Source organism: Frankia sp. CeRuru1 (genome assembly GCF_977966315.1).
Map to the genome: position 1 here is coordinate 1 of NZ_CDWWEW010000041.1, position 21,605 is coordinate 21,605.

Annotated in this window: 17 protein-coding genes and 1 pseudogene; all 18 read left to right on the top strand. The window is 70.7% G+C overall.

Features of this window, described 5'->3' with window-relative positions:
* A partial coding sequence (infB, locus tag AC08OP_RS05210) for a translation initiation factor IF-2 (RefSeq protein ID WP_476613153.1) occupies positions 1–2,076 on the top strand: 2,076 nt, incomplete at its 5' end.
* Positions 2,077–2,154: 78 nt separating this feature from the next.
* Positions 2,155–2,454, top strand: a pseudogene (locus tag AC08OP_RS05215) (DUF503 domain-containing protein); the annotation flags it as partial.
* Positions 2,455–2,554: 100 nt separating this feature from the next.
* Positions 2,555–3,097, top strand: a complete 543-nt coding sequence (gene rbfA / locus AC08OP_RS05220; RefSeq protein ID WP_476613154.1) for a 30S ribosome-binding factor RbfA — start codon at positions 2,555–2,557, stop codon at positions 3,095–3,097.
* Positions 3,098–3,176: 79 nt separating this feature from the next.
* Positions 3,177–4,265: a DHH family phosphoesterase gene (locus AC08OP_RS05225; RefSeq protein ID WP_476613155.1), complete on the top strand. Its 1,089-nt coding sequence runs from the start codon at positions 3,177–3,179 to the stop codon at positions 4,263–4,265.
* A complete protein-coding gene (gene truB / locus AC08OP_RS05230; protein ID WP_476613156.1) occupies positions 4,262–5,239 on the top strand; it encodes a tRNA pseudouridine(55) synthase TruB in 978 nt (325 codons plus the stop codon). The genes AC08OP_RS05225 and truB overlap by 4 nt, the downstream gene beginning before the upstream one ends.
* Positions 5,240–5,306: 67 nt before the next feature.
* Positions 5,307–6,236 carry a bifunctional riboflavin kinase/FAD synthetase gene (locus AC08OP_RS05235; RefSeq protein WP_476594812.1) on the top strand — a complete coding sequence of 310 codons (930 nt, stop codon included), beginning with the start codon at positions 5,307–5,309 and terminating at the stop codon, positions 6,234–6,236.
* Between the two features lie 183 nt (positions 6,237–6,419).
* The gene (rpsO, locus tag AC08OP_RS05240; protein ID WP_462202578.1) at positions 6,420–6,689 is read left to right on the top strand and encodes a 30S ribosomal protein S15; all 270 of its coding nucleotides are present in this window, start codon (positions 6,420–6,422) and stop codon (positions 6,687–6,689) included.
* A 283-nt stretch (positions 6,690–6,972) separates the two neighbouring features.
* Complete coding sequence (locus tag AC08OP_RS05245; RefSeq protein WP_462185765.1) at positions 6,973–9,171, top strand: polyribonucleotide nucleotidyltransferase; 2,199 nt, start codon at positions 6,973–6,975, stop codon at positions 9,169–9,171.
* A 9-nt stretch (positions 9,172–9,180) separates the two neighbouring features.
* Positions 9,181–10,581 (top strand): M16 family metallopeptidase, encoded by a 1,401-nt coding sequence (locus AC08OP_RS05250; protein ID WP_476593255.1) that lies wholly within the window; start codon positions 9,181–9,183, stop codon positions 10,579–10,581.
* 121 nt (positions 10,582–10,702) lie between these two features.
* Complete coding sequence (gene dapB, locus AC08OP_RS05255; protein WP_476613164.1) at positions 10,703–11,437, top strand: 4-hydroxy-tetrahydrodipicolinate reductase; 735 nt, start codon at positions 10,703–10,705, stop codon at positions 11,435–11,437.
* A gap of 65 nt (positions 11,438–11,502) precedes the next feature.
* The gene (locus tag AC08OP_RS05260; protein ID WP_476613157.1) at positions 11,503–13,269 is read left to right on the top strand and encodes an Hsp70 family protein; all 1,767 of its coding nucleotides are present in this window, start codon (positions 11,503–11,505) and stop codon (positions 13,267–13,269) included.
* An 11-nt stretch (positions 13,270–13,280) separates the two neighbouring features.
* Entirely contained in the window at positions 13,281–14,672 is a 1,392-nt protein-coding gene (locus AC08OP_RS05265) for a hypothetical protein (RefSeq protein ID WP_476613158.1), read from the top strand.
* Positions 14,669–15,169 (top strand): hypothetical protein, encoded by a 501-nt coding sequence (locus AC08OP_RS05270; RefSeq protein ID WP_476613159.1) that lies wholly within the window; start codon positions 14,669–14,671, stop codon positions 15,167–15,169. The genes AC08OP_RS05265 and AC08OP_RS05270 overlap by 4 nt, the downstream gene beginning before the upstream one ends.
* Before the next feature lie 501 nt (positions 15,170–15,670).
* Positions 15,671–16,621 carry a UDP-glucuronic acid decarboxylase family protein gene (locus AC08OP_RS05275; protein ID WP_462185761.1) on the top strand — a complete coding sequence of 317 codons (951 nt, stop codon included), beginning with the start codon at positions 15,671–15,673 and terminating at the stop codon, positions 16,619–16,621.
* Positions 16,622–16,888: 267 nt separating this feature from the next.
* The gene (locus tag AC08OP_RS05280) at positions 16,889–17,017 is read left to right on the top strand and encodes a hypothetical protein (protein WP_476613160.1); all 129 of its coding nucleotides are present in this window, start codon (positions 16,889–16,891) and stop codon (positions 17,015–17,017) included.
* A 363-nt stretch (positions 17,018–17,380) separates the two neighbouring features.
* Entirely contained in the window at positions 17,381–18,451 is a 1,071-nt protein-coding gene (galE, locus tag AC08OP_RS05285) for a UDP-glucose 4-epimerase GalE (protein WP_476613161.1), read from the top strand.
* Complete coding sequence (locus AC08OP_RS05290; protein ID WP_476613162.1) at positions 18,429–20,069, top strand: UDP-glucose dehydrogenase family protein; 1,641 nt, start codon at positions 18,429–18,431, stop codon at positions 20,067–20,069. The genes galE and AC08OP_RS05290 overlap by 23 nt, the downstream gene beginning before the upstream one ends.
* 204 nt (positions 20,070–20,273) lie before the next feature.
* Entirely contained in the window at positions 20,274–21,596 is a 1,323-nt protein-coding gene (gene hisS, locus AC08OP_RS05295; protein ID WP_476613163.1) for a histidine--tRNA ligase, read from the top strand.
* Positions 21,597–21,605 lie beyond the last annotated feature (9 nt).

Below are 21,605 nucleotides of genomic sequence, written 5' to 3' on the forward strand. Positions count from 1 at the left end.
GGGCGGGGGGGGGCGCCCGGGCGTCCCGGTGGCGGGGGCGGCGGGGGCGGTGGCGGTGCGCCCGGTGGGCCCGGTGGTGGCGGGGGCGGCGGGGGCGGTGCGCCCGGTCGTCCCGCGGCCGGCGGCCGTGGCCGCGGTGGGACCACGGCGGGCGCTTTCGGCCCCGGTGGCCGTGGTCGCCCCGGTCGCCAGCGCAAGTCCAAGCGCGCGAAGCGGCAGGAATGGGAGAGCGGGCTCGAAGCGCCGCGCATGGGCGCGATGGTGCCCCGCGGCAACGGGCAGGCCATCCGGCTTCCGCGTGGCGCCTCGCTGGCCGATTTCGCCGACAAGATCGACGCGAACCCGGGCGCTCTGGTCCAGGTCGTGTTCACCCAGCTCGGCGAGATGGTCACCGCGACCCAGTCCTGCACCGACGAGACGCTGCAGCTGTTGGGCGTCACGCTCGGCTACGAGGTCCAGATCGTCAGTCCGGAGGACGAGGACAAGGAGCTCCTCGAGAGCTTCGACCTCTCCTTCGGCGGGGAGTACGGCGACGACGTCGAGCTCAGCTCCCGGCCGCCGGTCGTGACCGTCATGGGTCACGTCGATCATGGTAAGACGAAACTGCTGGACGCCATCCGCTCCACCGACGTGGTCGGGGGCGAGGCCGGTGGTATCACCCAGCACATCGGTGCCTACCAGGTGCGGGCCAAGGTCGACGGCGACGAGCGTCCGATCACCTTCATCGACACTCCGGGCCACGAGACCTTCACCGCCATGCGGGCCCGCGGTGCGCAGGTGACGGACATCGTGGTCCTGGTCGTGGCCGCCGACGACGGGGTGAAGCCGCAGACCATCGAGGCGCTGAACCACGCCCAGGCGGCCGGCGTCCCGGTCGTGGTGGCGGTCAACAAGGTCGACAAGGAGGGCGCCGACCCGGCCAAGGTACGGGGCCAGCTCACCGAGTACGGCCTGGTGGCGGAGGAGTACGGCGGCGACACGATGTTCGTCGACGTCTCCGCCCGCAACCGGACGAACATCGACGGCCTGCTCGAGGCGATCGTCCTGACCGCCGACGCCTCCCTGGACCTGCGGGCTCCGACCGAGGTCGAGGCGCAGGGTGTCGCCATCGAAGGCCGGCTCGACCGGGGCCGGGGTCCGGTGGCGACCGTGCTGGTCCAGCGCGGCACGCTGAGGGTCGGTGACTCGGTCGTCGCCGGCGAGGCGTTCGGTCGGGTTCGGGCGATGCTCGACGAACACGGTGGTCAGGTGGTCGAGGCGGGCCCGGCCCGGCCCGTCCAGGTCCTGGGGTTCACCAGCGTTCCCGACGCCGGTGACAACTTCCTGGTGGTGCCCGAGGACCGAGTGGCCCGTCAGATCGCCGAACGTCGTCAGGCCCGCGAGCGCAACGCGGAGCTGGCGCTGAGCCGAGGCCGTCCGACATTGGAGACGATCCTCGAGCGGATGAAGGAGGGCGAGAAGACCCAGCTCAACCTCATTCTCAAGGGCGATGTGTCCGGTTCGGTCGAGGCGCTCGAGGACGCCCTACTCAAGATCGATGTCGGCGACGAGGTCGGTCTGCGGATCATCGACCGTGGGGTCGGTGCGATCACTGAGACCAACGTGATGCTGGCGTCGGCTTCCGACGCGGTCATCATCGGCTTCAACGTCCGGCCGCAGGGCAAGGCGACGGAGTTGGCCGACCGTGAGGGCGTCGAGGTCCGCTACTACTCGGTGATCTACCAGGCCATCGAGGACATCGAGAACGCCCTGAAGGGCATGCTCAAGCCCGTCTACGAGGAAGCGCAGCTCGGTACCGCCGAGGTCCGCGAGGTCTTCCGCGTGCCGCGGATCGGCAACGTGGCCGGCTGTCTGGTCCGTTCCGGCGTCATCCGGCGGAACACCAAGGCCAGGCTCATCCGCGACGGCGTCGTCGTGGCCGACAACCTCACGGTCGAGTCGCTCAAGCGTTTCAAGGACGACGCGACGGAGGTCCGCGAGGGCTACGAGTGCGGTATCGGTCTCGGGTCGTTCAACGACATCAAGATCGATGACGTGATCGAGACGTTCGAGCAACGGGAGGTTCCCCGCGCCTGAGCACGCCCGCGGCCGGTGACGATCGAGCTGCCTGCCCGATCGTCACCGGCGGTGTGTGCCCGGCGGCGGGAGACGACCATGTGGATCGGAACCCTCAGCCTTGATCTGCTGCTCGGTGACGTGCACTCGTTGAAGGAGAAACGGTCGGTGGTGCGGCCGATCGTGGCGGAGCTGCGTCGCCGTTTCGCCCTCAGCGTGGCCGAGACCGGCCATCATGATCTGTACCGGCGAGCCGAGATCGGGATGGCGGTCGTCGCCGCGGACCGGGCGCACTGCGTTGAGGTCCTCTGTTCCTGCGAGCAGCTGGTGGCCCAGCGACCGGACGTCGAGGTGCTCGCCGCGCGGGCGCGCTACTTCTCGGCGGACGACGCGGACGACGCGGACGACGAACCGCACGCACCCGGCGAACCGCACGCACCCGGTGCATCTGCCGCGGTGAGCGTGCCGCTGACGGGACCGGCGAACGAGGAGGTGGACGGTGGCTGATCCGGCCCGGGCACGGCGGCTGGCCGTGCGTATCCGCGAGGTCGTGGCGTCCACGCTGGAGCGTGGCGTCAAGGATCCTCGACTCGGCATGGTGACCGTCACGGATGTGCGGCTGACGCCGGATCTGGTCGACGCGACGGTCTTCTACACCGTCTACGGCGATGAGACGGCGCGGCAGGCGTCGGCCCAGGCGCTCGAATCCGCCCGGGGGCTGCTGCGCAGCCAGGTCGGCCGGGCCACGGGGGTGAAGGTGACCCCGATGCTCACCTTCGTTCATGACCGGCTTCCCGACGACGCCCAGCATCTGGAGAAGCTGATCAGCGTTGCCCGGGAACGTGACGCGTATCTGGCCGAGGTCCGTCGGGATGCTCGCCCGGCGGGCGACGACGATCCCTACCGCCGGCCGCGCTCCGCCACCGACGAGCCGGATGAGCCGGATGAGCCGGATGAGCTGGATGAGCTGGATGAGCCCGATGAGCTGGGCGAGCTGGATGAGGTGGGCGAGTACGGCGGGACGGCCCGGCAGGAGGGATGACGGGTACGGGCCCGGGACACCGCGGTGACAGACACGAGACAGCTGCGATGGGACGAGACAGCGGCGATGGGAACTGACGATGAGCGATGCGACCGATCTCGTGGACCCGTCGGCGGCGCCGGTCAGCCGCTCCTGCCCGGGCGGTGCCGGTCCGACCGGTGATTTCCAGGCCGCGGTGACCGCACTGACCGGCGCGATCGACGCCGGTGACGACATCCTGCTGATCGCCCACGTGAACCCCGACGGGGACAGTCTCGGATCGGCGTTGGCGCTGGGGCTCGCGCTGCGGTCGCTGGGCGGAAGGCCGCGGGTATCCTTCGACGCGGATCCCTTCGTCGTTCCCCGGGTGCTTCGCTTCCTCGCCGGTCAGGAGCTGTTGGTGGCTCCCGAGGCCGTCACCGGCCGGCCGGGTCTCGTGGTGACCCTGGACGCCGGCAGCCGGTCCCGGCTGGGCAGGCTCGCCAGCACCACGGCCGGTCGCCGGGTCCTGGTCGTCGACCACCATGCCTCCAACACCCGGTTCGGCGATCTCAACCTGGTCGACCCCGAGGCGGCCTCGACCAGCGCCATGGTCGTCGACCTCATCGATGCCCTGGGCGTGCGGCTCGACCGGGACATCGCGACAGCGATCTACACCGGTCTGGTGACCGACACGGGATCGTTCCGTTTCGCCGCGACGACACCGGCGGTGCACCAACTGGCCGCCCGGCTGCTGGCCACGGGCATCCGTCCCGACCTGATCAGCCGTGCCCTGTGGGACACCCACCGCTTCGGCTATCTCAAGCTACTCGGGGAGGTTCTCGACCGCGTCCGGCTGGAGCCCGAGTACGACCTCGTCTGGTCCTGGTGCAGCCAGGCCGATCTGCGCGCCGCGGGACTGGAGTACGACGAGATCGAGGGGCTCATCGACACGGTGCGCACCGTGTCGGAGGCCGAGGTCGCCCTTGTCTGCAAGCAGGATGGTGACGTCTGGAAGGTCTCGGCCCGTTCCAAGGGGGACGTCGACGTTGGCGCGGTCTGTACGGCTCTCGGTGGTGGCGGCCATCGCTTCGCCGCCGGATTCTCCCGCGGGACGACGCTCGACGAGCTGATGGGCGTGCTCCGGGACGCGCTGGCGCAGGCTCCGCGCCTGGGAGGCCCGGGGAACGCGGCCCGGAGCCCGCGGTGAGAACCCGGGGGGGATCCACCCGGGGACCCGCGCGGCCGGGGGGAGCCGCATCCCGCCGGGGATCCGGGACCGGTCCCGGGCCACAGGTCGACGGGCTCGTCGTCGTGGACAAGCCGGCCGGCTGGACGTCGCACGACGTCGTCGCCAGGGCGCGGCGCATTCTCGGGCAGCGCCGGATCGGCCACGCGGGCACCCTCGATCCGATGGCGACGGGTGTGCTGGTGCTGGGAGCCGGCCGGGGAACCCGCCTGCTCGGGCATCTCGCCCTCACCGGCAAGGCGTACGACGCCACGATCCGGCTCGGCCGGACTACCACGACCGACGACGCCGAGGGCGCGCCGGTCGAGGACCGTCCGGTGGACGTCGACGCCGACCGGCTCACCCGGGCCATGGCCGCCCTCACCGGGGTGCTCGACCAGGTTCCCGCCAGCGTGAGCGCGGTCAAGGTGGGCGGGGTACGCGCGTACGCCAGGGTCCGGGCCGGCGAGGTGGTCGATCTCGCCCCACGCCGGGTGACGGTCCACCGCTTCGACCTGCTGGCGCGGCGGGCCGCGGGCGATGGGGCGGTGGACCCGGCCGGAACCGATCTGGAGGTCACGGTCGGTTGCTCCAGCGGAACGTACGTGCGGGCGCTCGCCCGTGATCTCGGGGCGGCGTTGGACTGCGGGGCGCATCTGACCGCCCTGCGGCGCACCGCCGTTGGTCCCTTCGACCTGGCGGGCGCAGTGACTCTCGACACGTTCGCCGAGCTGGGGTCGCGGGCGGTCACGTCGCTGACCGACGCGGTCGCGGCCGGCTTCCCGCGCCGCGACGTGACGGCGGAGGCGGCGGCGGACGTGTCCCATGGCCGGCGGTTGCCCCCGGTAGGACGGCCGGGCACGTACGGCGTCTTCGGTCCCGACGGGACCGTGCTGGCCCTGGTCGAGGAGACTGAGCGTGCGGTCCGGTCGCTCGTCGTCTTCGCCCCGGTCTAGTCTGGCGGCCCCCGGCCGGGGCTCGGCGGCCCGACAGCGCCCCACGAGAATGTCCTAGGCTTCGCACGTGCGAACGTGGCGAGGAGCGGAGAACACGCCTGTCGAGTGGCGGGGCGGGGTCGTCACGATTGGCTTCTTCGACGGGGTGCACCTCGGGCACCGGCAGATCATCGGCCGGGCGGTCCGGCTGGCGCGGGAACGCGGTGAGCGTTCGCTGGTGTTGACCTTCGACCCGCATCCCGGTGAGGTGCTGCGACCCGGCAGCCATCCCGCCCTGCTCACGACGCTGCGTTTCAAGGCCGAGCTGTTGGCCGGGACCGGGGTGGACGCGCTCTGCGTCGAGCCGTTCACGCTGGAGTTCAGCCGGGTCTCCCCGGCCGACTTCGTGCACGGGATACTGGTCGAGCGGCTGCGGGCGAGCGTGGTCGTGGTGGGGGAGAACTTCACCTACGGTCACCGGGCCGCCGGGACGCTCGCGACGCTGTCGGAGGCGGGCGCCCGGGAGGGATTCGAGGTCGACGGGGTCCGTCTCGTCCGCTCCGGCGAGCAGGTGCTCTCCTCGACGGCGATCCGTGCCCGGGTGGCCGAGGGCGACGTAGCGGCCGCGGCGGCCGCGCTGGACCGGCCGCACCGGGTCGAGGGTGTCGTCGTGCACGGCGACGCGCGTGGCCGCACCATCGGCTATCCTACGGCGAACATCCAGGTGACGCCCTGGGCCGCCGTTCCGGCGGACGGCGTGTACGCGGGCTTTGCCTGCTGGTCCGGCCGCCGCCAGCCCGCCGCCATCTCGATCGGCACGAATCCGACGTTCGAGGGACGCGACCGGCGCGTCGAAGCGTTCCTCCTGGACTTTGACGAGGATCTCTACGGCGAGTACATGGCCTACGAGTTCACCCATCGGCTGCGTCCGACCCTGCGCTTCGACTCGGTGGCCGAGCTCGTCACCCAGATGGCCGCGGATGTGGAGGCCACCCGCGCGGCAACCCTGCTCGTCTGAACTCGGCTGAACTCGGCTCACTCCGCCGGGGGCCGAGCGGTTCCCCTCGGGTTGATAGGCTTCCCGGTCAGGCGGGTGCGGTGTGTCCGGACCGGACGGCGATGATGCCGAGGTCCGGTGATCGGTCCGGGTGGGGAAGACCCCGGACGCGCGCCGTCCCGAAACAGAAGGAGAAGGTGGAGCGTGCCGCTCGCGAGCGACGTCAAGCAGAAGATCATGTCCGATTACGCCACCGTCGAGCGGGACACGGGCTCGCCTGAGGTGCAGGTCGCGATGCTGACTCGTCGGATCAGTGACCTGACCGAGCATCTCAAGGCGCATAAGCACGATCACCACAGCCGCCGCGGTCTGCTGCTGCTCGTCGGCCGTCGCCGACGGCTGCTGAACTACCTGGCGAAGACGGATATCAACCGATACCGCGCTCTGATCGAGCGACTCGGGCTACGGCGGTAGCGCGAAGAGGGAGCGGCCCGGGCGGGACGCTCCCTCTGACGCATTGGGGGTAGGTACCGAATGCGTCGAGCCGTCGGCGGAGTCGTCCGCTCGGCGGTGTGGAGGACCTGGCCGGGTCCATGGTGGTGCGAGCCGCCGGTCCTCGGTCGTGGTCGCCGGGATGGGTACGGGCACCGGACCCGGGGGCTTCGACTGAGCACCGGCATCCTCGTTGGCATGGACCCGGCCGCAGAAGAGGATCGGCCGCGTGGATCCGGCCGAGGAAGAGGATGGAGTGGTTCGAGTGGACGACTCGACACATGCGGCCGAAGCGGTCATCGCGACCCCGGCCGGAGACCGGACGGTTCGGTTCGAGACCGGGCGTCTCGCCAAGCAGGCCGCCGGCTCCGCCGTCGCCTACCTGGGCGACACGATGGTGCTCTCGGCGACGACGGTTAGCAAGCAGCCCAAGGAACAGCTCGACTTCTTCCCGCTGACGGTGGATGTCGAGGAGCGGATGTACGCGGCCGGGCGCATCCCCGGCTCGTTCTTCCGGCGGGAGGGCCGCCCCAGCGAGGACGCGATCCTCACCTGCCGGCTCATCGACCGGCCGCTGCGGCCGTCGTTCGCCAAGGGGCTGCGCAACGAGATCCAGGTCGTGGCCACCGTGCTCGCCCTGGATCCCGACACCCTTTACGATGTGGTCGCCATCAACGCGGCCAGCGCGTCGACGACGCTGTCCGGCCTGCCCTTCACCGGGCCGATCGGCGCGACCCGGGTCGGGTTCGTCGATGGCGAGTGGATCGCTTTCCCGACCCATGCGGAGCTCGCTCGGGCGACCTTCGACATGGTCGTGGCCGGTCGGGTGATCGAGGACGGCTCGGACGTCGCGATCATGATGGTGGAGGCCGAGGCGACCCCGGGCACGGTCGAACTGCTCGCGCACGGCGCGCCGGCTCCCACCGAGGAGGTCGTGGCCGCGGGCCTCGAGGCGGCGAAGCCCGCCATCCGTGAGCTCTGCCGGGCCCAGAACGAGCTGGCCGCGCTCGCCGCGAAGCCCGCCCGGGAGTTCCCCGTCTTCATCGACCATCACGACGACGTGCTGGACGCGCTGTCCGCGGCAATCGGCGACGAGCTGTCCGCCGCGCTGCGCATCCCCGGCAAGGCTGAGCGCGAGAACGAGCTCGACCGGGCCCGCCAGCTCGCGGCCGAGAAGGTAGCCTCCCAGTTCGAGGGGCGGGAGAAGGAGATCGGCGCCGCCTACCGGGCGCTGACCAAGAAGCTCGTCCGCTCCCGCATTGTGACCGAGGGCGTGCGCATCGACGGTCGCTCGACAACCGAGATCCGCGCGCTGTCAGCCGAGGTCGACTACATCCCGCGGGTACACGGCTCGGCGCTGTTCGAGCGGGGCGAGACGCAGATCCTCGGCGTCACGACTCTGGCCATGCTGCGCATGGAGCAGACGGTCGACACGCTCAACCCCGACCGCACCAAGCGGTACATGCACAACTACAACTTCCCGCCGTACTCCACCGGCGAGACCGGCCGCGTCGGTTCGCCGAAGCGCCGAGAGATCGGCCACGGGGCACTCGCCGAGCGGGCCCTGCTCCCGGTGCTGCCCAGCCGCGAGGAGTTCCCCTACGCGATCCGGCAGGTATCCGAGGCGCTGGGTTCGAACGGGTCGACAAGCATGGGCTCGGTGTGCGCGAGCACCCTGTCGCTGCTCAACGCCGGGGTACCGCTCAAGGCGCCGGTCGCCGGGATCGCGATGGGCCTCATCCACGCCGACGACTCCTACGTCACCCTGACCGACATCCTCGGGGCCGAGGACGCCTACGGGGACATGGACTTCAAGGTCGCCGGCACCCGGGACTTCGTCACCGCGCTCCAGCTCGACACCAAGCTCGACGGCATCCCGGCCTCGGTCCTCGCCGCGGCGCTCCAGCAGGCGCGCGGGGCGCGGCTCGCGATCCTTGACGTGATGGCCGAGGCCATCGGCAGCCCGGACGAGATGTCCGCTCACGCCCCGCGGGTCATCTCCGTCAAGATCCCGGTGGACAAGATCGGGGAGGTCATCGGACCCAAGGGTAAGATGATCAACCAGATCCAGGCGGACAGCGGTGCCGAGATCACCGTCGAGGACGACGGGACGATCTACATCGGCGCGGTGGACGGTCCGTCGGCGGAGTCCGCCCGGTCGGCGATCAACGCGATCGCCAACCCGCAGATGCCCGAGGTCGGCGAGCGTTATCTGGGGACGATTGTGAAGATCACCAATTTCGGGGCCTTCGTCTCGCTCACCCCGGGCCGGGACGGCCTGCTCCACGTCAGCAAGCTCAAGACACTCTCCGGCGGTAAGCGGGTGGAGAAGGTGGAGGACGTCCTGACGGTGGGTCAGAAGCTCCAGGTCGAGATCACCGAGATCGACAGCCGCGGGAAGATCAGCCTGTCCCCGAGCGCCGAAGCCGCCGAAGCCGCCGACGCGGCGGCCGCGGCCTCCTGACGGCCCGTCGTGTCCGATACTCCCACGCCCGACCTGACCTGCTCCGCGGGGACCGCCGGCGCGCCGCGGAACAAGCCGGTTCCCGGCTCCCGGGCCGCGCACCTGCTCGCTGGCGGGGTCGGTGGCGAATCGTTGCTGGACGGCGCGGTGCGCCGCACCGTGCTCCCCGGCGGTCTGCGGGTCATCACCGAGCGGGTCCCCGGGGTGCGCTCGGTCGCGATCGGCGTCTGGGTCGGGGTGGGCTCGCGCGACGAGACGCCGGTGACCGCCGGATGCTCCCACTACCTGGAGCACCTGCTGTTCAAGGGCACGCCCAGCCGGGACGCGTTGACCATCAGCGCGTCGGTCGAGGCGGTCGGCGGGGACATCAACGCCTTCACCGGCAAGGAGTACACCTGCTACTACGCGCGGGTGCTCGACTCCGATCTCGCGATGGCCGTCGACGTCATCGCCGACATGGTCACCAACTCGCTGGTGACGGCCGACGACGTCGAGGCCGAGCGTGGCGTGATCCTGGAGGAGATCGCCATGTACGAGGACGACCCGGGTGACCTCGTCCATGACGTGTTCGCGGAGGCGATGCTCGGGTCGTCGGTGCTCGGCCGCCCGGTGCTCGGGACGACCGAGTCGATCGAGGGGCTGGGCCGGGAGACCATCGCGGACTACTACCGCTCCCGGTACATCCCGCCGGCGATGGTGGTCTCCATCGCCGGCAACCTGGCGCACGACCGGGCGCTGGCGCTGGTAGCCGAGGCGTTCGCCGACCGTCTGACAGTGAGCGCCGAGCCGTTCGAGGTACGTGGCGGATCGTACGACTACCCGCAGCCGCCCGGCATCGTCGTGACCGACCGGCCGACCGAGCAGGCGCATCTCGTGCTCGGCACCAGGGGACTGTCCCGGCACGATCCGCGCCGTTACACGCTCGGCGTGCTGTCGACGGCGCTAGGCGGTGGGATGAGCTCGCGGCTGTTCCAGGAGATCCGGGAGAAGCGGGGGCTGGCGTACTCGGTGGGCTCGTTCGCCTCCCACTTCGCCGACGCGGGCCTGTTCGGCGTCTATGCCGGATGCGCCCCCAAGCGTGCCGATATGGTCCTCGAGCTCGCCCGTGAGCAGGTACGCCAGATCGCCGAGCACGGGATCAGTGCCGAGGAACTCGACCGGGCCCGTGGGCAGAACCGCGGCTCGATGATTCTCGGCCTGGAGGACACCGGATCCCGGATGAGCCGTCTCGGCAAGAGCGAGCTCGTCCACGGTGAGGTCCTGCCGGTCGACGAGATTATCGCCCGGGTGGGCGCGGTCACCCTCGACGACGTCACCACGATCGCGCGGGAGCTGCTGGACCAGTCCTGGGCCCTGGGCGTTATCGGACCCTTCGACGACCACGACTTCAGCGCCGCCGTCGCCCGTTAGCGGCTCTCCTCCCGAGAGGTTCGAGGTTCACTGAATGTCCGACCCCGACTCCCGCCCGGCAGCCGGTGCTGTCCCGGCAACCGGGATACCGGCAACAGGGATACCGGCAACAGGGATAGCAGTGGGGGTGCTCGGTGCACGGGGACGGATGGGGTCGACGGTGTGTGCTGCCGTCGAGGCCGCCGCCGACCTGGCGCTGGTCGCGGCCCTCGGCGTCGGCGATGACCGTGGTGCGCTCGCCGCGGCCGACGTCGTCGTCGACTTCACCACCCCGGACGCGGTGATGGACAACCTCCGCTGGTGTGTCCAGGCCGGCAAGCACGTCGTCGTCGGCACCACCGGCTTCGACGAGCCGCGGCTCGCGACCCTGCGTGGCTGGCTGGCCGTGGCACCGGGGGTCGGGGTGCTCGTCGCGCCGAACTTCGGGGTAGCCGCCGTGCTGATGATGACGTTCGCTGCCCGGGCCGCCCGGTTCTTCGACTCGGTGGAGATCGTCGAGTTGCACCATCCCGGCAAGGCCGACGCGCCGAGCGGCACCGCCCGGCGTACCGCGGAGCTGGTCGCCGCGGCGCGTACCACCGCCGGGTTGCCGGTGGCCGGCCCGGACGCGACGACCGCCGCCCTCGACGGTGCCCGCGGCGCCCGGGTCGACGGCGTGCCGGTGCATGCCGTCCGCCTCGCCGGGCTCGTCGCGCATCAGGAGGTCCTGCTCGGGGGCGCGGGGGAGACCCTCACCCTGCGACACGATTCCTACGACCGCACCTCGTTCATGCCGGGGGTGCTGCTGAGCGTGCGGAAGGTCGGCGAGCGACCGGGACTCACGGTCGGTCTGGAGTCGCTGCTCGACCTGGACTAGCGCCGCGGGCACTTCGGGGCAGGTGTCTGCTGTCACCACGGGCCGCGAAAGATAGGTTTCCGGGTGTGGTCGGACACGTTGACCGTCGTTTCCCGGCGGGTACCCGTAGCATCTTCGGTATCGATCTTGGTACGACGTTTAGCTGCCTGGCCCGGGTGTCCGGTTCCGGCGAGCCGCAGATCGTGCCGTTGCCCGACGACGCGCGGACGCTGCCGAGCGTGGTGCTGTTCGTGGGGGCCGACGACTACATCACCGGGGAGACCGCGCGGCGGCTGGCCCGGGCGCGCCCCGACGACGTGTGCTCCCTGGTCAAGCGGCGGATGGGGGACGGGGACTGGCGCTTCGTCACCCGCGGCGCGGCCTGGTCGGCGCCGGCCGTCAGCGGTCTGATCCTCAAGGCGCTGGTCTCCGACGCCGCGCTCACCACCGGCGAGCCCGTCGAGGACGTCGTGATCACCGTTCCGGCCTACTTCGGGGACGAGGAGCGCCGCGCGACGGTGCTTGCCGGTGAGTACGCGGGGCTGAATGTCGTCGACGTCATCAACGAGCCGACCGCGGCGGCGCTGTCCTACGGCTTTGCCCGCTTCGAGATCGGTGCACGGCGTACGCTCGGTGGTCCGGGAATGGCGGCGGAGGAGGTCGCGCTCGTCTACGACCTGGGCGGCGGTACGTTCGACGTCACCGTGGTCGAGCTCGCCGACCGGCGGGTGTCGGTGGTGGCGATCGACGGTGACCATCAGCTGGGCGGTGCCGACTGGGACGAGAAGGTGGTGCTCTTCCTCTGGGACCGGTTCCTCGCGGCCCATCCCGGCGCCCGGGACCCGCTCGACGACGGCGAGGCCGCCCAGGTGCTGGCGCTCGCCGCCGAACGGGCCCGCCGGGAGCTGACCGACGTCGCATCGACGACGGTCCTGGTCGAGCACGCCGGGTTGTCCACCGAGGTCACGCTGACCCGCGACGAACTCGAACGGCTCACCGCCGGTCTGCTTGACCGGACGATCACCCTTACCCGGGTCGCGGTCGACGCCGCGCGGGCCCGAGGGGTGCGGGGGATCGACCGGATCCTGCTCGTCGGCGGCGCGGCGCGGATGCCGGCCGTGGCCAGGCGCCTCGCCGCCGAGTTCGCCGTGCCCGTCGAGTTGACCGATCCCGACCTCGCCGTGGCCCGCGGGGCCGCGATCTACGGGGAGAAGAAGGCGCTGGAACGCCTGGTGGCCGCCGACCTGGTGACCCGCGGTCAGCTGGTTGACGGGGCTGCCGTGGACACCGCCGCCCCAGCGGACCTGGACGCGGCGTGCCGGCGGCTCGCGAGCGTCCTCGGCCTGCCCGCCCAGCGGGTGCGCCGCACCGTCGAGGTACAGGTCGTCAACGTTGTCTCGCGTGGTTTCGGGGTGTTGGCGTTGAACCGGTTCGGTGAACAGGGGGCAGTCTTCCTGGTGCACCGCAACGACCGGCTTCCGATCGCCGTCCGGCGCGCGTTCGGGACGGTGCGCAACGACCAGGACGCCGTCACCGTCTACGTCGTCGAACAGGCCGGTGGTGTCGAATCGGCGCGTATCGAGGACAACAAGGTCATTGCCGAGGCCGAGATCACGGGTATCCCGCCCGGTTTTCCGGCCGGCTCCCAGATTGAGATCATTTTCCGGATGGGTTTCGATGGGATCCTGGAGGTGACGGCGACGCATGAGGGTCTCGTCGACCGGCCGCTCACGGTACGGGTGGAGACCTCGGCCGCGTTGAGCCAGGCCGACGTCGCCCGCGAGCGGGAACAGGTGGCCCGGGCCCGCCGGGAGCGCGGCGGCCCGGGTGGTGCGCCGAGCGGATGGATCTGAGGGGCGCGGCGATGCGGTCCTTCGACTCCAACGACTACCGTCGTCGGGTCCTCGCCGTCGTGCACAGCCGGGGCGGGGCCGAGCACAGCGATCCCTTCGAGATCTACGACATCCCGCTCGACGAGGTGGACACCCTCGACGACGCCGCAATCGAGGCCAGGACCGCGGATGTCTGGGCGTTCTGGCAGCGCAGCCGGGACCACCCCCGCTACCGAGGAGTGATTATCGGCCTGCTGGGGCTGCACGCGGAGCTCGTCGCGGCACTGGCGACCCGTACCGCGCGCCTAGAGCTGCGGGACCGGGTCGCCGCCGCCCGCGCCGCCCGGGACGACGAACGATTCGCCTCCCTGGACGCCGCGGTCGGGCGACTCGTCGCCCGGTTCGGTGGACTCCCGGAGGACAAGATCGCCGGTTTGCGGGCGCTGGCGGCATCCCAGGGGATCGACGACCCCGCGTTCACGCTGCGGATCCGGCGTCATCGGGCCCTGCCTGCCGGATCGCGGAGCTCCGCCACGGAGGCCTCGGCCGGCGCGATCCCCGCCGAGGTACTCGGCCAGGTCCGCGCAGATCTCGATGAACTGGGCCGGATCACCGGAAGCACCCCGCCCCGGAGCCTGTTCGACCTGATCGGGGTGCGGCCCGGCACCGGCCGGGCGGAGATCCGAGCGGTGCGTGATGCGGCGCTCGTCCGCAACCGGGCCCGTCGGCCGGACCGCCGGCGGGCACTGCTCGACGATCTCCTGGCCGCGGTCGGTGCGCTGCTGGTCGACGGCGAGCCGGACGCCTACCTCGATGCGCTCGCCGTGACGACGACCGAGCGGTTGCGCCCGCGGGTGGCCGCGGCCGTTCTTGTGGAGGACGTGCTGCTCCCCGTGGAGGCCGCGGCGCTGGTCGCCGAGGCGGAGGCGGACGGGCTTGACGCCGCCCGGGCGAGGGGGGTGGTCACCGCCCTCGCCCGGGAGCATAGGGTGCTCCCCTCCCCGTCCCCGTGGGCATCGCCGCCGACGACCTCCGGGCGTCCGGAGGCCGCACCGGACCGGCCGTCGGCGCCGCGCACCGCCGCCGACGAGCTTTCCGCCGCTTCGGACCTGCGGCTGGAGCACGACCGGCTACGGTGGACCTGGCCCGCGGGCTGCACGGAGATGATGCTCGCCTGGCGGGTGGACGCTCCGCCGGTCGGCGCGGATGATTCACAGGCACAGGTGCGTAAGGTGACCAACACCCGTTACGAGATCGACGGCGGAGTCCCGTTGCCGGCGACGCGACCCCTGTATGTGGCGCTCTTCGGTTGTCTTCGGGAGTCGGGACGGCTGGTTGTGGCGACCTTGGCGGCACCCGGGGCGCGGATCCGGCTGGATCCGGACGGTCCGGTGGCGTCGGCATCGGGCGGGGCGTCCAGGTGAGGGCCCGGTGGCTGGTGGCCGTGCTCGTCGCGGCGTGCGGCTTCTACCTCGGGCTGATCGGGTGGCGGGGAATCCAGCTGCTCGGCGACGATCGCTGGGCGGCCCGTGGACTCGGTCTCGGTGTCGTGCTGCTTCCGCTGATCGGCGCCGTCGTCATCCTGCGTGAGCTGCGTTTCGGCCGCGACACCGAGCGGCTTGCCCGGATGTTCGACGTAGCCGCGGATGCGACGGCTGACGTCGAGCCCGGCACCGCCCACGGCTTCGACCCCGGCGCCCGAGCCGACGAGCCGGTTCTCGTGCGCCGGCCGTCGGGCCGGATCGACCGCGCATCGGCCGACGCCGCGTTCGCCCAGCGTCGGGCGGAGGCCGAGGCGGCGCCGGGCGAATGGCGTCGCTGGTACCGGCTCGCGGTCTCCTATGGAGATGCCGGGGACACCCACCGGGGACGCGCCGCGATGCGTCACGCGATCGCCCTCGAGCGGCACTTCCGCGGGTGACCGTGCCCCGTCCCCTGGCGGTGGATTGCTCATCCAATGCAGGTGGATCCGGCACGGCTATTGACAGCTCCCGGAGGGAGCCGGGCACCCTCGGTGACAGGAAATTATATCGTATTGACCGCGGCGAGGAGGGAGACTGAGCCGGGGCCGCGTACTAACGCGTCGATGACCTGTGTACGATGCCGCAGAGAGTCGGCGTTGTCGGCCATCAGACTACTGGGGGGTAGTGCGGTGTTCGTATCCTGTGGCCATTCGAGACGGGTCCGGCAGTGTCCATGCTGAGCGCTCCCGGCGGGTGAGCAGTCACTGATCTCCTGATCTCCGATCAATTTGATGCCCCTTTCCCCCGATCCTCCAACCTGGCCTCGCGGCGCGATCTGATCCGATGCGCCGCCTCCTTCGCATGGCTCAAGGGAGGCCGCCCGTCGTCGCCGGACTCCGGACAGCGATCGATGGGCACTCTCCGGGGTCCTCTGTATTCCAGATCCGGGAGCACACGACGTGCGTGCGATAGTGACCGGCGGCGCCGGTTTTCTGGGCAGTCATCTCTGTGAACGCCTACTGGGCGGCGGCTACGAGGTCATCTGTTTCGACAACTTCCTCACCGGCCGGCCGGAGAACGTGGAGCATCTGCTCGCCGATCCACGTTTCCGCCTGGTCAACCGGGATGTGAATGATTTTATTTATGTTTCCGGTCCGGTCGACGTCGTGTTGCACTTTGCATCCCCGGCATCTCCGGTGGATTACTACGAGCTGCCGATCGAGACACTCAAGGTCGGTTCGCTCGGTACCTTCCACGCCCTTGGCCTGGCGCGGCAGAAGAATGCTCGGTTCCTGCTCGCCTCGACCTCGGAGTCCTACGGCGATCCACAGGTAAATCCCCAGCCGGAAGGCTACTGGGGCAACGTGAACCCGGTCGGCCCACGCAGTGTGTACGACGAGGCCAAGCGCTTCTCCGAGGCGGTGGCCATGGCCTATCGGCGCAAGCACGGCGTCGACACCGGTATTGTTCGCATCTTCAACACCTACGGCCCGCGTATGCGGGTCGACGACGGTCGCGCCATTCCGGCCTTCATCTCCCAGGCGCTGCGGGGCGAGCCCATCACGGTCGCCGGTGACGGAACCCAGACCCGGTCCATCTGTTATGTCGACGACCTGATCGACGGCATCGTCCGACTTCTGCACTCGGACCTGCCCGGGCCCGTGAACATTGGGAACCCGCACGAGATGTCGATCCTCGACACCGCGGTGCTCGTCCGTGACCTGTGCGGATCGACGGCGCCGATCACCTTCGTCCCGCGGCCCCAGGACGACCCTTCGGTGCGCCAACCCGACATCACCCTCGCCCGGACCCTCCTGGGCTGGGAACCGAAGACGAGCCTGCACGACGGGCTCACCCGGACGATCTCCTGGTTCGCCGGCCAGCTCGCGGAGAGCCGTCAGGTCGCTTGACCGGCGTCAAGGTGTCCCCCCCGGATACCGAGCTTTCCGGGGACGTGGCTTTCTGTTTGCGGGGGGAGGGCTCGCGATGGCCGGCACCACGCCGTGTGCACCGCCGTGTTACGTGAGATCGGTGGCATTGGTCCGCAACCCGCCGAGGATGTCAGCGCCACGTACCTGCCGTGCGCGCTCAGGCCGAGACGGGGCCTTCGCCGCCGATGCGTGGGCGAACGGCAACCGGCCCGGGATGTCCGCGGCAATGGTGACCCGAGAGTTCCCGTGGCCACGCCGCCTCCCGGACATATCTTCTTCCCGGGCATCTTCTTCCGGGACGTGGACCGCCGGCCCCGGGTGCCGTGCGCGCGGTTCTTGCCACCGGCCGTGCACTACCCGACGCTGGCGCTGTGACCGGACCGGGGCTCCTGCTCGCGCCGATCGCCTGGTTCACCGGGATCGCCGTCGTCCCCGGGATCGCCGAGGCCGCTACCAGGTCGGCGATGCACCAATCTGGGGATTATGTTCTGCTGTGCCTGATGTTCGCCGCCCAGTGCGCGGCCGTGCCCATCGCGGTGTTCGCTGCCCGAACGGCCGGGACCGCGCGGTCCAGCCGAAGGGCACCGGCGCGACGGGCGTGGTCGTGGTGCCGATCCCAGGTACGGATCCTAGCCGTCGTCGGGTTGATCCCGCTGCCGGGATCGGTTGTTCCGGGCCGGCATGGAGCACCTGTGGCGAGTTGTTTCAGTTGATCACGAAGAAGTGGATAACCGAGCTATGACGTCGACGAGTCGAGCCGAGACGGTCCTGGTGACCGGGGCGACGGGGTTCATCGGCTCCCATACTTGGGTGGACCTGCTCGCCGCGGGTCATCGGGTAGTGGGAGTGGACAACTTCGCCAACAGCTCACCACGGGTGCTGGGCAGGCTGCGTAAGGTGGTGGACGGCGACATCGACTTCGTGCGGCTCGATGTCCGTGACCGGGCGGCGCTCGGTGACGTGTTCCGCCGATGGAAGATCGATTCCGTTATTCACTTCGCCGCTCTCAAGGCCGTCGGCGAGTCGGTCGACATCCCGCTGGAGTACTACGACACGAACGTCAACGCGACGTTGGGCCTGGTCTCCGTGATGGCGGAGCACGGCGTGTGCCGGCTGGTCTTCTCGTCCTCGTGCGCAATCTACGGAGCGGCGGCCAAGGTACCGATCGCCGAGGACACGCCGGCCCGCCCGACCAATCCCTACGCGCGCACCAAGTGGATGTGCGAGCAGATCCTCGCCGACCTCTGCGCCCGGGATCCGTCCTGGCACGTGACGTCCCTGCGATACTTCAACCCCACCGGGGCGCACGAGTCGGGCCTGCTTGGCGAGGACCCCCGTGGGGTGCCGAACAACGTCATGCCCTACCTAGCCCAGGTGGCGGTCGGCCGGCGCCCGGAGCTGTCTATCTTCGGCGACGACTACCCCACGTCCGACGGCACGGGCGTACGCGACTACATCCACGTGGTCGACCTGGCGGAGGGCCATCGACTCGCTCTCGATCATCTTGATGACCAGGCGGGACATCGGGTCATCAACCTCGGGACCGGCGCTGGCACCTCCGTGCGGGAACTGCTCGCGGCCTTCTCCGCGGCCTGCGCTCGTGATCTCCCCAGCCGCGTCGTGGCGAGGCGGCCGGGGGACGTCGCCGCACTGGTCGCCGACGCGGCGCTCGCCCGTACGGCGCTCGGCTGGTCAGCCCGCCGGGATGTCGCGGACATGTGCCGGGATGCCTGGGAGTTTCAGCGTCTCAATCCAGGGGGGTACGACGATGAGGAGGAGGAGTCTGATGAGCTCGTCGGACAGCCTTGATGATGCGGCGGGGCCCGGAACCGGGCCTCGCCCACGCCTGACCGTCATCGGCACCGGGTACCTGGGGGCCACCCACGCGGTGTGCATGGCGGAGCTCGGCTTCGAGGTGCTCGCCGTGGACGTCGACCATTCGAAGATCGAGCGGTTGTCCGCGGGGGAGATCCCGTTCTTCGAGCCCGACCTCGCCGACCTCCTGCGCGCGAACCTCCGGACCGGACGGCTGCGTTTCACCACCTCCTTCGAGGAGATCGCCGAGTTCGGCGACGTGCACTTCGTCTGTGTGGGCACCCCCCAGCGTGCCGACGGTTACGGGGCGGACCTGGGCCACTTGCACGCCGCCATCGAGCGCCTCGCGCCGCTGCTGACCCGGCCGTGCCTCGTGGTCGGCAAGTCGACGGTGCCGGCCGGCACGGCTGCGGGGCTAGCTCGGACAATCGCGCAGCTCGCCCCGGCGAACCGCCCGGCCGCGGACGAGACGGCGCTCGGCGTGGCGGGGGCCGGCGGGTTGGGCCGCGTCGAGGTGGGCCGCGTCGAGGTGGGCCATGACGGGCTGGGCCATGACGGGGTGGACGAGCCCGCCGACATCTCCAGCGATCTTGCTGGCGTCCAGCTGGCCTGGAACCCGGAGTTCCTCCGGGAGGGCTTCGCGGTGGCCGACACCCTGCGACCGGACCGGCTCGTCTTCGGTGTCGCCTCCCCGGCCGCGGAAGGAGCGCTGCGGGCGGCCTTCGCGCCGGTGATCGCCCAGGGGGTGCCGGTCATCGTGACGGAATACGCGACGGCCGAGCTGGTGAAGACGGCGGCCAACTCTTTTCTCGCGACGAAGATCTCCTTCATCAACGCGATGGCGGAGGTGTGCGAGGCGGTCGATGCCGATGTCCTGACGCTGGCCGAGGCGCTGTCCCACGACGTGCGCATCGGCGGGAACTTCCTGCGTCCGGGGGTGGGGTTCGGGGGCGGCTGCCTACCTAAGGACATCCGGGCCTTCCAGGCCCGCGCGGACGAGCTCGGGGTCGGTGCGGCGCTGCGTTTCCTGCGCGAGATCGACGAGATCAACAATCGCCGCCGGGACCGCGTGGTGGACCTGGTCACCGCGGCCCTGGACGGCACGCTGGCCGGCCGGCGCCTCGTCGTGCTGGGCGCCGCGTTCAAGCCCAACTCCGACGACGTGCGGGACTCCCCGGCGCTCGCGGTCGCGGGGCTGCTGGCCGGGACCGGCGCCGAGGTGACGGTCGTGGATCCGGTCGCGACGCATAACGCCCGGCGGGCCCTGCCCGGCCTCGCCTACAGCGACTCCGTCGAGGCCGTGGTCGAGGGGGCCGATGCGCTGGTCCTACTCACCGAGTGGCGCCAGTTCGCTGACCTGGACCCGGCCCGGCTCGGGGCCGTGGTCCGGCGCAAGGTCATGGTGGACGCCCGGCACGCGCTCGACGCCGACCAGTGGCGCCAGGCCGGATGGGTCTACCTGGCCCCCGGCCGGCCGACCGGCATCATCCCGAGCTCGTTGCCGGAGCAGCGGCGCCGGAGGGACGGACCGCCGCCGGCGCCGGCCGAGCAGCGCGGCGAGGTGGGTGCGCGGCTCGCGGAGGTCGAGGCGCGCGCGGGGCACCCGATGTGATCGACGGGATGGGGCCCGGTGGAACGGGCCCCATCCCCGCCGTGGGACCGCTCTCCGGCCGTGAGGGCAACGAGCCCCACGCGATAGGCTGTTGCTCATGCGTCTCCTCGCTCGACATCGGTGACTGCCACCCGGCCTCGCGGTTGACCGTGCCCGGGGCGGCAGGTGCCCGTCCGTTCGAGATGATGAGGAGATTCCGCGGCGATGAGTGACGCGCCGATCGTCCGTCCCCTGCCCGTGAGCGGGTTTCCCGAGTGGCTGCCCGAGGTCCGTCTCGTCGAGCAGCGTTGGCTCGACACCATCCGGGCGACGTTCGAGCGGTACGGCTTCTGCTCGGTGGAGACCCCCTCGGTCGAGGCGCTCGAGGTGCTGACCGCGAAGGGGGAGACCTCCCAGGAGGTCTACACGCTGCGCCGCCTGCAGGCCGACGCCGACGACGACAGCGCCCGCCTCGGCCTGCACTTCGACCTCACGGTGCCCTTCGCGCGGTACGTGGCCGCCCACTTCAACGACCTCGTGTTCCCGTTCAAGCGCTACCAGATCCAGCGGGTGTGGCGGGGGGAGCGTCCTCAGGAGGGTCGCTTCCGCGAGTTCACCCAGTGCGACATCGACGTGATCAATGTTGATCAGGTGCCCCTGCACTTCGACGCGGAGCTTCCCCGCATCGTGCACGAGGTCCTGGGCACTCTCGGCGTTCCGCCCTGGACCCTCAACATCAACAATCGCAAGGTGCTCCAGGGCTTCTACGAGGGCCTGGGCATCGGCGATCCGCTGGCCGTCATCCGGGTTGCTGACAAGCTCGACAAGATCGGCCTCGCGGGGGTGGAGGGGCTGCTGACCGCCGCGGTCGGGCTCGACCCGGACCAGGTGCGCGCCTGCCTGGAGCTCACGGGCATCCGGGGCTCCGATCCCGGCGTCGTCGAGGAGGTACGCCGGCTCGGGGTGAAGTCGGACCTGCTCTCCGAGGGGCTCGACGAGCTCGCCGCGGTTCTCGATGATCTCGCCGACCTGCCCGCCGGCGGCGTGGTCGCGGACCTCTCGATCGCCCGCGGTCTCGATTACTACACCGGGACCGTCTACGAGGCGAAGTTCGTTGACTGGCCGGACTTCGGCAGCATCTGCTCGGGGGGGCGGTACGACAACCTTGCCGGCTCCTTCATCCGCCGCAACCTCCCCGGCGTCGGGATCTCGATCGGCCTCACCCGCATCTTCGCCAAGCTCTTGGCCGAGGGCCTGCTCACCACCGGGCCGTCCAGCCCCGCCGACGTGCTAGTCGTGATCCCCTCCGCGCCGCGCCGTGCCGCTGCCCTCGCGACGGCCGCCGAGCTGCGCACCCGGGGGCTGCGGGTGGAGACCTACCACCAGCCGGACAAGGTGGCCAGGCAGGTCCGCTACGCCTCCCGCAAGGGCATCGGATTCGTCTGGTTCCCGCCCTTCGACGATGGCCGGGCGCACGAGGTGAAGAACATGGCCACCGGGGACCAGTCCGCGGCGGACCCAGCGGCCTGGACCCCGGCCGCGGGCTGACCGGCGGGC

Excerpts from the sequence above, each read along its gene's own strand:
- AC08OP_RS05225 (WP_476613155.1), top strand. The coding sequence starts at position 3,177 with ATGAGCGATGCGACCGATCTCGTGGACCCGTCGGCGGCGCCGGTCAGC.
- AC08OP_RS05265 (WP_476613158.1), top strand. The coding sequence starts at position 13,281 with ATGCGGTCCTTCGACTCCAACGACTACCGTCGTCGGGTCCTCGCCGTC.
- galE (WP_476613161.1), top strand. The coding sequence starts at position 17,381 with ATGACGTCGACGAGTCGAGCCGAGACGGTCCTGGTGACCGGGGCGACG.
- AC08OP_RS05290 (WP_476613162.1), top strand. The coding sequence starts at position 18,429 with ATGAGCTCGTCGGACAGCCTTGATGATGCGGCGGGGCCCGGAACCGGG.
- hisS (WP_476613163.1), top strand. The coding sequence starts at position 20,274 with ATGAGTGACGCGCCGATCGTCCGTCCCCTGCCCGTGAGCGGGTTTCCC.